Below are 12,013 nucleotides of genomic sequence, written 5' to 3'. Positions count from 1 at the left end.
ATCCTTCTTCGATTTGGCCATGCGGGACCGGGAAAGACTCAGCTGTTGATCGTGACCCCCGTCTCTTTCACGACCGATTTCCAGCGCGCGATTTCTTCGTTCAGGTAGTTGGAAAACGCCTGCGGCCCGCGCGGCATGGGATCCACGAAAGAGCCTTCCAGCCTGGCCTTGACATCGGGCAGATCCAGCACCTTGTCGATGGCTGCGTTCAGCTGCTGCAGCAGATCTGCGGGCATCCTGGCAGGCGCCATCACGCCATACCAGGCGCTTCCGACCATGCCCGGGACGCTTTCGGAGAAGGTCTGCACGTCCGGCAACTTCGGATGCCGCGTCACGCTGGCGATGGCAAGGACCTTGAGCCGCTTCGCTTCGATGTGCGGCATGCAGGCCGGCACGGAATTGATCACCATGGCCACCTGTCCGCCCACTGCGTCGGTCAAGGCGGCGCTGCCGCCTTTGTAGGGCACGTGCACCAGCTCCATGCCCGTCTTGCGCTTGAGCGTCTCGTACAGCAGGTGCGGAACGGACCCCTGCCCCGGGGTTCCTACGCCGTATTCGCGTACTCGGGCACGCGGCAGCGCCAGCAGTTCTCGCAGGGAGTTGGCCGGAAGCGACGGATGCGCCACCAGCAGCTGCGGCGAAGAGCCCACGAGCGTGAGTGGCGAGAAGTCCCGGAGCGGATCAAAAGGCATCTTGGGCTGCACTGCGGCATTGGTGGCGTGTGCGGCGTCCGCAAGGAACAAGGTGTAGCCGTCCGCGGCGCTCTTGGCCGCGGCATCGGTGCCGATCAGCCCCGAGGCCCCGGCCTTGTTGTCCACGACGACGTTCCACCCCGCCGTCTCGGTCAGCTTCTGGGCCATCAGGCGCGCAACAAAATCGGAACCGCCTCCGGGCCCGTACGGCACGATCAGGCGAATGGGACGGCTGGGAAAACTGCCGGCGAATGCGCGGCCGCTCCCCAGGCCGGCGGCCATCAGGAAGGCAGAGGCGACGAAATCCCGGCGGCAGATGGAAGGCATGGTCAAGGCTCCTGGTAGGTACTCGATGGGTCCGAAGGGAGGCGCGTTCTTGCGAGAACGCGTTCAAGCAGGCAGCGATTGCGCTACACGCCGGAACCCGGCGGCGGCGGCATCCACGCAGGCCGCGCCGATGTGGCGGTGCGTCACGAGCCGGATCCTGCGCGGACCCCACGGGCGGACCAGGACACCGCATTCCTTGAGTGCCTCCGCCCAGGCGAGGCTGTCGGGTGCGGCCTCGGGCAGGTCGACGAAGACGATGTTGGTGGGCGGCGTGCTGATGCCGACGGCGCCAGGCAGCACAGCCCGCAATGCCTCGCTCAGGCGCGACGCCGAAGCATGGTCCTGGGCGAGCCGTCCGGGCATGGTTTCCAGGGCGTCCAGTCCCGCTGCGGCAACCACGCCGATCTGGCGCTGCGTGCCCCCGAGCATCTTGCGCAACCGTCTGGCGCTGGCCATGGTGGCGGACGGTCCGGCGAGCACCGCGCCTGCAGGCGCACTCAGGCCCTTCGAAAGACAGAGGGTCACCGTGTCGGCGTAGCACGCGATCGCGGCCGGATCGGCGTTCAGCGCCACGGCGGCGTTGAAGAGCCGGGCGCCATCGACGTGGACGCGCACGCCGGCGTCACTGGATGCCTTCCAGACCGCCCGCATGTGGTCCAGCGGCAGCACCGCTCCTCCCGCGTTGCCGTGCGTCGTTTCCATGCAAACCAGATCCGTGCGCAACTCGCGCGACGGCTTCAGCACCAGCGCCAGGCTCTCGAGGTCCATCGCGCCAGCCACGCCCGGAATGCCGGTGTAGGTCACGCCGCTGAACACGGCGCCGCCGCGCTCGGAGACGAACATGTGTGCGGACTCCTCGAGCACGACCTGCGACCGGCGTTCCGCCTGCGACAGCACGGCCAGGAGGTTGCCCATCGTGGCGGTCGGCACGTACAGGCCGGACTCCTTGCCCAGTGTCCGGGCCGCCAGCGCCTCGAGCGCGCGCACGGTCGGATCGCCGTCCAGGCCGTCGTCCCCCAGTGCGGCGGTTTGCATGCGGTCGTACATCGACGGGGTCGGCAGCGTCACGGTGTCGCTGCGCAGGTCCACCACGCGGGCCACCGCGCATGGACTGCGCGGTGGCCCGGCGTCGGCAACGTGCAGGATCTTGTCGGGCATGGACGCAAGTATTCTTCCGGGCATTCGATACTGCAAATGCGTACTCAACAGTGAGCCATACAATATTGATATGAGCAGCCGACGCATGACCTTGAAGCACATCGAGGCCTTCCGGGTGGTCGTGCAGACGGGGTCGATGACCGAAGCCTCGCGGCGGCTTCACACCTCGCAGCCCCAGGTGAGCCGTCTCGTTTCGCAGTTGGAGGCGATCATCGGGTTTGCGCTTTTCGAACGCAGCGGCACGCGTCTGGCGCCTTCACTCGAAGGAAAACGCTTCTTCCAGGAAGTCGAGAAGGCATTCGCCGGGCTGCAGGGCCTGGAGTCCGCGGCATCCAACATCCGGACGTTCGGCGGCGACCGCCTGGCGGTGGCCGCCATGGCGCGAATTGCCGGAGGCGTCCTCAGCCAGGCGGTCGTCCGGTTCAAGCGCGACCACCCCGAGACGCTCGTCACGATTCACTCCGGTGCGGCCACGACCGTCGACACATGGGTGAGCTCGGGCTTGTGCGACCTGGGCCTCGCCATCCTCTATGGCGATGATCCGCCCGGCATGCGCGTCGAAACGCTGCTGGGCATGGATTGCGTTGCCCTGCTTCCCAGGGAACATCATCTGGCGCGGGCCAGGCAGGTTCGTGCAACGGACCTGGACGGCGAGGCGTTCATCTCGTTCCCGTTGGGCAGCGGCCCGAGAGAACGCATCGACCAGGTGTTGGCCGCCGCTGGCGTCAAGACCCGAACGGTGCTGGAGTCCGACCTGGGCGCCTCCGTCTGTTCGCTGGTCGCTGCAGGTCTGGGCGTGAGCGTGATCAATCCGCTGGCGGCGCTCGATGAGCAGCGCAATCTCGATTTCGAGGTGCGAACCTTCAAGCCTGCCATCACGGTGCGCCTTGCGCTCCTGCTCGCGCCCGATGCGCCTCATTCCCGGCTGGTGTCAGCCTTCAAGGACGTCGTGCGCGGCGTCATCGAATCTGAACTGGATCACATTCGCCCGTACTGCCACTGAGGGTGGCGCCCGTACGCGGCCGCGCCGCAGGCGCCGGGTCAAGCAAACACGGGCCCGCTAGCGGGACGCATCGACCAGGTACGGCGCAAGTTTCGCCCAGTCAAAGCTCACGCCGATTCCCGGCTCGTCCGGTGCAACTGCGCGATGGTTTTCGAGAACCAGCGGGCGCATCGTGTACTCGTCGATCGGGAAGCTGTGAATCTCCAGCCAGCCCGCGTTCGGCTGCGCCGCCAGCAAGCTCACATGCAGCTCCTGCATGCCATGCGAGCACACCGGGATCCCGTAGCGGCGGGAGCGCTCGGCCACCTTCAGCCAGCCCGTGATGCCGCCGCAGTTGGAGGCGTCCGGCTGGATGAAGGACAGTCGCGCCTGCTCGAACGCATGCTCGAACTCATGGATCGTGTGCAGGTTCTCGCCCATTGCCAATGGCACGCCGGTGGCGGCGGCGATGCGCGCATAGCCCTGGTAGTCGTCCGGGATGGTCGGCTCCTCGAACCACAGGACATTGAAGGGCTTGAAGCGCTTGGCCGCAGCGATGGCCTGGTCCACGCTCATCGCGTAGTTGGCGTCCACCATCAAGGCCATGCCGTCACCGATCAGCTGCCGCACCGCGCGGATGCGCTCGATGTCTTCCTCGAGATCCTGGCGGCCGATCTTGATCTTGACGCCGCCCGCACCTTTGGCGAGATAGCCACGCACGTTGTCCAGCAGCTTCGCGAGCGGGAACGCCAGGTCGATGCCACCGCAGTAGGCATCGCAGGTGTTCGCAGCGCCGCCCGCCAGTTGCCAGAGCGGCTGGCCTGCCGCCTTGCCGCGGATGTCCCAGAGCGCGATGTCGATCGCGGAGATCGCAAACGACGCGATGCCGCCGCGGCCGACATAGTGCACATGCCATTCGCTGAAATCGTGGACGCCCTCGACATCCTCCGCATCCATGCCGATCATCGCAGGCGCCAGGTCATGGTCGATCATGGCCAGGATCGCATGCCCGCCCTTGCCACCGGTGTAGGTGTAGCCCGTGCCCCGGCTGCCATCCGAAAGCACCACGGTCGCGGTCACCAATTCGAAATGGGTGTGTGCGCCGTGCTTGGCGTCCGTCAGGACTTCAGGGAGGGGAACCTTGAAGAGCTGGCTCGTGATTTTCGCGATGGAACGCATGGACCTTTCCTTGAAGCTGCCGCTCGAGACCGCGAAGCGATGGTAGCGCCGGACAAGTGCTTACCATGGAGGCGACGGCACCGGGCATCGGTTGGCCCTCGCGGGGCCGCCGATCTGGTTCGCATCAGGAGAATGGTGTGACACCCTCTGATTTCGACGACTTCGAGACCGGCACGATCCGGACAAGTGCCACGCGCATTTTCGCGCGCTGGGCAGGATCAGGACGCCCGGTGCTGCTGCTTCATGGATTCCCCGAATCGCACTTGATGTGGCGCTCCGTGGCGCCGATTCTTGCGCAGCATTGCTTTGTCGTTTGTGCCGACCTGCGAGGCTACGGTGCCAGCCACTGTCCGGTTTCCAACGACCGGCACGAGCCGTATGCGAAGCGCGCGATGGCACAGGACATGGTCGAGCTGATGGCCTCGCTGGGCCATGCCCGATTCGCGGTGGTGGGCCATGACAGGGTTGGCGCGTCGCATATCGCATGGCGCTGGACCATCCGCAAGCCTGCGCTTCGATCGCAGTACTGGATGTCCTGCCCACCGGCGAAACCTGGGATCGCGCCGACGCGCGCTTTGCACTGGCGTACTGGCCCTGGACATTCCTTGCCCAGGACGAACCGCTGCCCGAACTCGTGCTGCAGCGGCTTGCATCGGTCCTCGTGGATGCGGCGCTTGGCGGATGGGGCTCGCCGCCGGAGGTGTTTCCTGCCGCCGTGCGCGAAGCCTACGTCCGCGTCCTGCAGGATCCGTCGCACGCACATGCGATTTGCGAAGAGTACCGCGCGGCCGCATCGCGCGACCGCGAGCACGATGCACTCGACCGCGAGGCAGGCCGCCGGATGGCCTGTCCCCTCACCGTGTTGTGGAGTGCTCGCGGCGCGCTCGGCCAGTGGTACGCCGACGCGGGAGGACCTGTGGGGATATGGAGCCAATGGGCAACGCAGGTCTTCGGTCGCGGTTTCGACGCGGGGCACTTCTTTCCCGAGGAATGCCCGCAAGAAACGGCACAGGAACTGATCCTCAGCCTCGCGCCGTCGCATTGGTGAAAGCCGATGTCTGCCGCGCGGGTTCCTCGCCCTGCGCCCTACCCCAGCGCGTCGTTCACCTGCTCGCGGAACTCCGTCAGGCTGACCGCCGTGCCGAGCTCCCGCGGCAGCGCGTCACGTATCGAGAACACGCCAAGGATCTTCGCGCCCGACGTCAACGGCAGGTGGCGGAAGCCGCGTTCGAGCATCAGCACCACGGCGTCGGACACCGGCGTTTCGGGCGGCACGCAGATCGGGTTGGGCGTCATGACCTCGCGCACCGCCGTGCGGTCGGGATCGAGCCCCCGGGCCAGCACGCGGGTCATCAGGTCGCGCTCGGTCAGGATGCCCAGCAGCATGTCGGGCAGTTCCATGACGAGCACGCTGCCGCAGTTGGCGCGCGTCATCGCGCATGCGGCGTCGCGCGCACTGGCCTGCGGACCCAGGCTGATCACGTGCTTGCGCGAGATGGATTGGAAAACGGTGCGCTCGGCCATGGTGCGCCCTCCGGAAAGGAACGTAATGGTGCCGCCGGACGCCGCTCAGCGCAAGGCCGCGTTGAGCCGCGCGAGCGCCTCGGCGCCGGGGCACAGCTCGGCCGGGCCCAGCGCGTTGAGCGGCCGGTCGCTGGTGTTGAGCGCAGTGTGAAGGTCGCTGGCCAGCGGATCGACGTAGAGCAGGCCGGTCACCACCTCGCCCCTCTCCTGGTGCCGCTGCATGTAGGCCATGGCGGCATAACGGTCTCCGGGGTTGTAGTCGGGATGCAGGCTGCGCAGGCGCAGCAGCGTGCCGTCGTGCTGGCGCACGTCCACCACTTCGCCCGGCCCCATGTCGACAGTGATCTCTTCCCGCCCGCTGATGAAGTCGATGCGGCTCACCGCCTCGTTGTGCTCGCGCACGTAGTCGTAGCTCTTGGTGCTGCCCGGGTGGTTGTTGAAGGCGACGCAGGGACTGATCACGTCGATGAAGGCGGCGCCGCCGTGGCTGATCGCTCCCTTGATCAGCGGCACCAGCTGCGCCTTGTTGCCCGAGAAGCCCCGCCCCACGTAGCTGGCACCCAGCTGCAGCGCCATGGCCACCAGGTCCACCGGGCTGTCGCTGTTGACCAGGCCCTTCTTGCTCTTGGAGCCCTGGTCGGCCGTGGCCGAGAACTGGCCCTTGGTCAGGCCGTAGACGCCGTTGTTCTCCACGATGTAGGCCATGCGCACGCCGCGCCGCATGGCGTGGGCGAACTGGCCCAGGCCGATGGAGGCCGAATCGCCGTCGCCGGACACACCCAGGTACAGCAGGTCGCGGTTGGCCAGATTGGCGCCGGTCAGCACGCTGGGCATGCGGCCGTGCACCGTGTTGAAGCCGTGCGACGCGCCCAGGAAGTAGTCCGGCGTCTTGGAGCTGCAGCCAATGCCCGAGAGCTTGGCCACGCGGTGCGGCTCGATGTCCAGCTCCCAGCAGGCCTCGATGATGGCGGCGGAGATCGAGTCGTGGCCGCAGCCGGCGCACAGCGTCGAAATCTTGCCCTCGTAGTCGCGCCGCGTGTAGCCGACCTTGTTGGTGGCCAGCGTCGGATGGTGCAGCCGGGGCTTGGCGAGGTAGGTCATGCAGCTTCCTTCGTGCCGGCGGCGCCGGCAGCTTGCGTCTTCCGCACGTGCGCGCTGATGGCCTGGACGATGAAGCGCGCCGTGATGGGCGTGCCGTCGAAGTGCAGCACCCGCACCAGCCGGGCGGGATCGATGTCCAGCTCGTTGACCAGCAGGCTGCGCATCTGCGCATCGCGGTTCTGCTCGACCACGAACACCTGCCGGTGCTGCGCCAGGAACTGCACCACGCTGTCCGAGAAGGGAAAGGCGCGCAGCCGCAGCGCGTCGAGGTGGATGCCGCGCGCTTCCAGCGCCTGCAGCGCCTCGTGCATCGACGGGCTGGTCGAACCGAAATAGATCACGCCCAGTTCGGTCTTCCCGGCGGCGGGGCGCAGCACGGGCTGCGGCACCAGCGTGGCCGCGGTCGCGAACTTCTTGAGCAGCCGCTCCATGTTGTAGATGTAGTCCGGCCCGCGCTCCGAATACCGGGCATAGGCGTCGCGCGTGGTGCCGCGGGTGAAGTAGCTGCCCTTGGTCGGGTGCGTGCCCGGCAGCGTGCGCCAGGGAATGCCGTCGCCGTCCACGTCCTTGTAGCGGCCGAAGTCGCGGCCGGCCTCGAGCTCCTCGGCGCTCATGACCTTGCCGCGGTCGTAGGCCTTGCTGTCGTCCCAGGCGAAGGGGGCGCACAGGCGCTGGTTCATGCCGATGTCCAGGTCCGTCATCAGGAACACCGGCGTCTGCAGCCGGTCGGCCAGGTCCAGCGCCGCCGCCGCATGCTCGAAGCACTCGTGCGGATCCTCGGGAAACAGCAGCACGTGCTTGGTGTCGCCGTGCGAGGCGTAGGCGCAGGCCAGGATGTCGGCCTGCTGCGTGCGCGTCGGCATGCCGGTGGAAGGGCCGCCGCGCTGCACGTCGATGATGGTGACCGGAATCTCGGCGAAGTAGGCCAGGCCGATGAACTCGGCCATCAGCGAGATGCCGGGCCCCGAGGTGGCCGTGAAGGCCCGCGCGCCGTTCCAGCCGGCGCCGACCACCATGCCGATGGAGGCGAGTTCGTCCTCCGCCTGTACGATGGCGAAGCGCTGCTGGCCGGTGGCCGGGTCGACGCGGAACTTGGTGCAGTACTTCTGGAAGGCCTCGGCCACCGAGGACGACGGCGTGATCGGATACCAGGCCGCCACCGTGGCGCCGCCATACACGCAGCCCAGCGCTGCGGCGCTGTTGCCGTCCACGAAGATGCGGTCGCCCACGCGGTCGGCGCGCCGCACCCGGAGGCCCAGCGGCTCGAGGTTCTCGCGCGCGAAGTCGCAGCCCAGGTGCAGCGCCTGCACGTTGGAAGCGAGCAGCTTTTCCTTGCCCTTGTACTGCTCGCCGAACAGCTTCTCGACCACTTCCGGCTCGATGCCCAGCAGGATCGCGAGCGCGCCCACATAGACGATGTTCTTGAACAGCTGGCGCTGCCGCGGGTCCTGGTAGACGGCGTTGCAGATCTCGGTCAGCGGCATGCCGATCACACGGATGTCGTCGCGGAACTTCGAAGGCGGCAGCGGCCGCGTGCTGTCGTAGAACAGGTAGCCGCCGGGCTCCAGCTCGGCCAGGTCGGCGTCCCAGGTCTGCGGGTTCATCGCCACCATCATGTCGGTGCCGCCGCGCCGGCCCAGGTGGCCCTCTTCGGTCACGCGCACCTCGTACCAGGTCGGCAGACCCTGGATGTTGCTCGGGAAGATGTTGCGCGGGCTCACCGGCACGCCCATGCGCAGGATGGCCTTGGCGAACAGTTCGTTGGCCGAGGCCGATCCCGAGCCGTTGACGTTGGCGAACTTGATGACGAAGTCGTTGACCGCCTCGATGGGGGCGACCCCTGCGCCCGTCGCCTCGTGCGCCTTGCCGCCTTCCGAGGGCGCCGTCGCGCCGTCGGGTGGCCGGACGGCGCTCATCGGGCCACCTCCTGCCCCGCCGTCGCCATCTTCAGCAGGAACTTCTGCATGTCCCACGCGCCCGTGGGGCAGCGCTCGGCGCACAGGCCGCAGTGCAGGCAGACGTCCTCGTCCTTGACCATCACGCGGCCCGTCTTGAGCCCGCCCGACACGTACAGGTCCTGCGCCAGGTTGAGTGCCGGCGCCTTGAGCCGCTGGCGCAGATCCGCCTCGTCGCCGTTGGTGGTGAAGCTGATGCAGTCCATCGGGCAGATGTCCACGCAGGCATCGCATTCGATGCACGCGGACTCGGTGAACACCGTCTGCACGTCGCAGTTCAGGCAGCGCTCGGCCTCCTTGAAGGCGGTGGCGGCGTCGAAGCCCAGCTCCACCTCCACCCGGATGCTGGCCAGCGCCGCCTCGGCCTTGGCCCATGGCACCTTGTAGCGCAGGTCGTTGGAGGTGTCGTTGTCGTAGCTCCACTCGTGGATGCCCATCTTCTGCGAGATCAGATTGGTCATCGGCGCCGGGCGCACGTACACCGGCTCGGCGCGCAGCAGCCGGTCGATCGACACCGCCGCCTCATGGCCGTGGGCCACGGCCGTGATGATGTTCTTGGGGCCGAAGGCCGCATCGCCGCCGAAGAACACATGGGGCACCGTCGACTGGAAGGTGTTCTTGTCGAGCGCGGGCAGGCCCGAACTGTCGAAGGCGATGCCGCAATCGCGCTCGATCCACGGGAAGGCGTTCTCCTGGCCCACCGCCACCAGCACCTCGTCGCATTCGAACCAGGCATCGGGCTCGCCGGTGGGCACCAGCTTTCGGCGGCCCTGCGCGTCGTACTCGGCGCGGACCCGCTCGAAGGTCATGCCCTGCAGCCGGCCTTCCTCGTGGACAAAGGCCTTGGGCACGTGGAAGTCGATGATCGGAATGCCTTCGTGCTGGGCGTCCTCCTTCTCCCAGGGCGAGGCCTTCATCTCGTCGAAGCCGCTGCGCACGATCACCTTCACGTCGCTGCCGCCCAGGCGCCGGGCCGAGCGGCAGCAGTCCATGGCCGTGTTGCCGCCGCCCAGCACGATCACGCGCCGGCCGATGCGGCTCACATGCCCGAAGGACACGGAATTGAGCCAGTCGATGCCGATGTGGATGCCGGCCGCCGCTTCCCGGCGCCCGGGAATGTCCAGGTCGCGCCCGCGCGGCGCGCCGCAGCCGACGAAGATCGCGTCCCACTCCTCGGCCATCAGCGCCTTCATCGATCCGATGCGCTCGCCGCCGCGGAACTCGACGCCCAGGTCCAGGATGTAGCCGGTCTCCTCGTCGATCACCGACTCAGGCAGCCGAAAACGCGGGATCTGGGTGCGGATGAAGCCGCCGGCCTTGGCGTCCTCGTCAAACACGGTCACCTCGTAGCCCAGCGGCGCGAGGTCGCGCGCGACGGTGAGCGAGGCCGGCCCTGCGCCTATACAGGCGACACGCTTGCCGTTCATCGGCGCCGGCTTGGGCATGCGCGCACGCACGTCCTCCTTCATGTCGGCCGCCACGCGCTTGAGCCGGCAGATCGCCACCGGCTCGGGATCCTTCGCATTGCTTTGTTCGACCCGACCGCGCCGGCAGGCCGGCTCGCAAGGCCGGTCGCAGGTGCGTCCCAGGATGCCGGGAAACACGTTGGACACCCAGTTGACCATGTAGGCGTCGCCGTAGCGGCGCTGCGCGATCATGCGGATGTATTCGGGGACGGGGGTGTGCGCCGGGCAGGCGTACTGGCAATCGACGACCTTGTGGAAATAGGCCGGGTTGGCAATGTCGGTTCGCTGCAAGGCGTGCCTCCTGACAGTCGCCCGGAACCCCGGAGGGGCCGGCGAGCGGCGCTGCGGCAAGTATGCGCCGCGCCGGCCGCCGGCGGGCCTTGGTGAAATCCCGCAGGTGCCCCACTACCGGCGATACGTGTAGACCTGCCCCTCGACCCCGTGCCCGAGGTGCGTCGCACCGGACGAGACCGGATCGAGCCTGCAGCACGCCTCGACCGAATCGGCATGCGATTGCGGCACGACGATCATGACTTCGGGCACGCCCGATTGCAGGGTGTAGTCGACCAGGACATCGGCGACCTGCGTCAGCAGTTCCGCGGAGGCATGCGCCTCGCTCAGCGTCACGCAGACATGCCCGATGCCCGCCACGGCATCGGAACGCGGCTCGAGGATCGCATTGGCAATGCCGATGCGCTCGTCGTCTTCGGACAGGACGTCGAAGAAGACCACGGGCGCGCCGGTGGCGGCGTAGGTCTTCTGCGACCGGGCGGCAATCTGGAACCCCTCTCCCACCATCCTGTCCGGAAGAACGATCTCTTCCTCCGGCGCCGGAGCACGAAGCAACGAACGGGCTGGACTGGTCATGATGAGACCTCCATGGGCGAGCCATTTCCTGCGCGGGGCAAAAGCATAATCCCGCGGGCCGCGCATGTCATCTGGCAAACTGTCACGCGCAAGGCAGACCTGCAACCAAGCTCAACGCACTCAAGAACCATGAAGGCGCAAGAACGGGAAGAGCTGCTCCAGGCACTGAAGACCCGCTTCGAGAAGAACATGCACCGGCACAAGGCCATCGCCTGGGCCGACGTACGCAGCCGGCTCGAAGCCAGCCCCCGCGCAGTGCGCTCGTTGCGCGAAATGGAAGCCACGGGCGGAGAGCCCGACGTCATCGGCCAGGACCCGGCAACCGGCCATTACGTCTTCTGCGACTGCGCCGCGGAGACCCCAATCGGCCGCAGGAGCGTCTGCTACGACCGCGGAGCGCTCGACGCCCGCAAGGAACACAAGCCGCAGGACAGCGCGGTCGAGATGGCCGCCGCCATGGGCATCGACCTGCTGACCGAGGAACAGTACCGGCAACTGCAGGCGCTCGGCGAGTTCGACCTCAAGACCTCGAGCTGGATCGCGACCCCTCCCGACCTCCGGGCGCTTGGCGGCGCCCTCTTCGGCGATCGGCGCTACGGCCGCGTGTTCGTCTATCACAACGGCGCGCAGTCGTACTACGCAGCCAGGGGCTTCCGCGCGGCACTCCGGGTGTGAGTCCGCTCTCCTACCAACGAGCGCGGCATGCGCATCTCTCCGCAGCTCATCACCCACCGGATCCGGCCTAGGTACCTCGTCGCCGGA

11 protein-coding genes are annotated in these 12,013 nt (G+C 67.5%); 3 read left to right on the top strand and 8 right to left on the bottom strand.

Features of this window, described 5'->3' with window-relative positions:
- Positions 1-38 precede the first annotated feature (38 nt).
- Entirely contained in the window at positions 39-1,019 is a 981-nt protein-coding gene (locus FB547_RS17865) for a tripartite tricarboxylate transporter substrate binding protein (protein WP_145744472.1), read from the bottom strand.
- A gap of 63 nt (positions 1,020-1,082) precedes the next feature.
- Complete coding sequence (locus tag FB547_RS17860) at positions 1,083-2,177, bottom strand: threonine aldolase family protein (RefSeq protein ID WP_145744470.1); 1,095 nt, start codon at positions 2,175-2,177, stop codon at positions 1,083-1,085.
- A gap of 85 nt (positions 2,178-2,262) precedes the next feature.
- Here FB547_RS17860 and FB547_RS17855 point away from each other — a divergent pair, with 85 nt between their 5' ends.
- Positions 2,263-3,180: a LysR substrate-binding domain-containing protein gene (locus tag FB547_RS17855; RefSeq protein ID WP_145744468.1), complete on the top strand. Its 918-nt coding sequence runs from the start codon at positions 2,263-2,265 to the stop codon at positions 3,178-3,180.
- 57 nt (positions 3,181-3,237) lie between these two features.
- On the opposite strand, the gene FB547_RS17850 is transcribed toward FB547_RS17855, so the two are convergent.
- Entirely contained in the window at positions 3,238-4,338 is a 1,101-nt protein-coding gene (locus tag FB547_RS17850; protein WP_145744466.1) for a mandelate racemase/muconate lactonizing enzyme family protein, read from the bottom strand.
- 65 nt (positions 4,339-4,403) lie between these two features.
- Between FB547_RS17850 and FB547_RS33870 the strand changes: the two genes are divergently transcribed.
- Positions 4,404-5,357 (top strand): alpha/beta fold hydrolase, encoded by a 954-nt coding sequence (locus FB547_RS33870; RefSeq protein ID WP_410000805.1) that lies wholly within the window; start codon positions 4,404-4,406, stop codon positions 5,355-5,357.
- A 67-nt stretch (positions 5,358-5,424) separates the two neighbouring features.
- Here FB547_RS33870 and FB547_RS17840 read toward each other — a convergent pair whose 3' ends face one another.
- The 5 genes from FB547_RS17840 to FB547_RS17820 all read right to left on the bottom strand — a co-directional run bounded on the left by FB547_RS17840 (position 5,425) and on the right by FB547_RS17820 (position 11,251).
- Positions 5,425-5,862 carry a CBS domain-containing protein gene (locus tag FB547_RS17840; RefSeq protein WP_145744464.1) on the bottom strand — a complete coding sequence of 146 codons (438 nt, stop codon included), beginning with the start codon at positions 5,860-5,862 and terminating at the stop codon, positions 5,425-5,427.
- A 45-nt stretch (positions 5,863-5,907) separates the two neighbouring features.
- Positions 5,908-6,963: a 2-oxoacid:ferredoxin oxidoreductase subunit beta gene (locus tag FB547_RS17835; RefSeq protein ID WP_145744463.1), complete on the bottom strand. Its 1,056-nt coding sequence runs from the start codon at positions 6,961-6,963 to the stop codon at positions 5,908-5,910.
- Positions 6,960-8,879 (bottom strand): 2-oxoacid:acceptor oxidoreductase subunit alpha, encoded by a 1,920-nt coding sequence (locus FB547_RS17830; protein ID WP_261380324.1) that lies wholly within the window; start codon positions 8,877-8,879, stop codon positions 6,960-6,962. Before FB547_RS17830 ends, FB547_RS17835 begins: the two co-directional genes overlap by 4 nt.
- Positions 8,876-10,675 (bottom strand): FAD-dependent oxidoreductase, encoded by a 1,800-nt coding sequence (locus FB547_RS17825; RefSeq protein ID WP_145744461.1) that lies wholly within the window; start codon positions 10,673-10,675, stop codon positions 8,876-8,878. The genes FB547_RS17830 and FB547_RS17825 overlap by 4 nt, the downstream gene beginning before the upstream one ends.
- A 114-nt stretch (positions 10,676-10,789) precedes the next feature.
- On the bottom strand, positions 10,790-11,251 hold the full coding sequence (locus tag FB547_RS17820) for a hypothetical protein (RefSeq protein ID WP_145744459.1): 462 nt from the start codon (positions 11,249-11,251) through the stop codon (positions 10,790-10,792).
- A gap of 129 nt (positions 11,252-11,380) precedes the next feature.
- Here FB547_RS17820 and FB547_RS17815 point away from each other — a divergent pair, with 129 nt between their 5' ends.
- Entirely contained in the window at positions 11,381-11,926 is a 546-nt protein-coding gene (locus FB547_RS17815) for a DUF4256 domain-containing protein (RefSeq protein WP_145744457.1), read from the top strand.
- The last annotated feature ends 87 nt before the right edge of the window (positions 11,927-12,013 follow it).

The sequence above is a fragment of the Variovorax beijingensis genome, assembly GCF_007828835.1.
Lineage (GTDB): Bacteria > Pseudomonadota > Gammaproteobacteria > Burkholderiales > Burkholderiaceae_C > Variovorax > Variovorax beijingensis_A.
This window is presented reverse-complemented; position numbering and strand designations above follow the sequence as displayed.

What these genes read in the sequence shown, in the direction of transcription:
- FB547_RS17820 (WP_145744459.1), bottom strand. Translation starts at nt 11,251, where the DNA reads ATGACCAGTCCAGCCCGTTCGTTGCTTCGTGCTCCGGCGCCGGAGGAA.
- FB547_RS33870 (WP_410000805.1), top strand. Translation starts at nt 4,404, where the DNA reads ATGGAGGCGACGGCACCGGGCATCGGTTGGCCCTCGCGGGGCCGCCGA.
- FB547_RS17855 (WP_145744468.1), top strand. Translation starts at nt 2,263, where the DNA reads ATGACCTTGAAGCACATCGAGGCCTTCCGGGTGGTCGTGCAGACGGGG.
- FB547_RS17840 (WP_145744464.1), bottom strand. Translation starts at nt 5,862, where the DNA reads ATGGCCGAGCGCACCGTTTTCCAATCCATCTCGCGCAAGCACGTGATC.
- FB547_RS17860 (WP_145744470.1), bottom strand. Translation starts at nt 2,177, where the DNA reads ATGCCCGACAAGATCCTGCACGTTGCCGACGCCGGGCCACCGCGCAGT.
- FB547_RS17815 (WP_145744457.1), top strand. Translation starts at nt 11,381, where the DNA reads ATGAAGGCGCAAGAACGGGAAGAGCTGCTCCAGGCACTGAAGACCCGC.
- FB547_RS17865 (WP_145744472.1), bottom strand. Translation starts at nt 1,019, where the DNA reads ATGCCTTCCATCTGCCGCCGGGATTTCGTCGCCTCTGCCTTCCTGATG.
- FB547_RS17830 (WP_261380324.1), bottom strand. Translation starts at nt 8,879, where the DNA reads ATGAGCGCCGTCCGGCCACCCGACGGCGCGACGGCGCCCTCGGAAGGC.
- FB547_RS17835 (WP_145744463.1), bottom strand. Translation starts at nt 6,963, where the DNA reads ATGACCTACCTCGCCAAGCCCCGGCTGCACCATCCGACGCTGGCCACC.
- FB547_RS17850 (WP_145744466.1), bottom strand. Translation starts at nt 4,338, where the DNA reads ATGCGTTCCATCGCGAAAATCACGAGCCAGCTCTTCAAGGTTCCCCTC.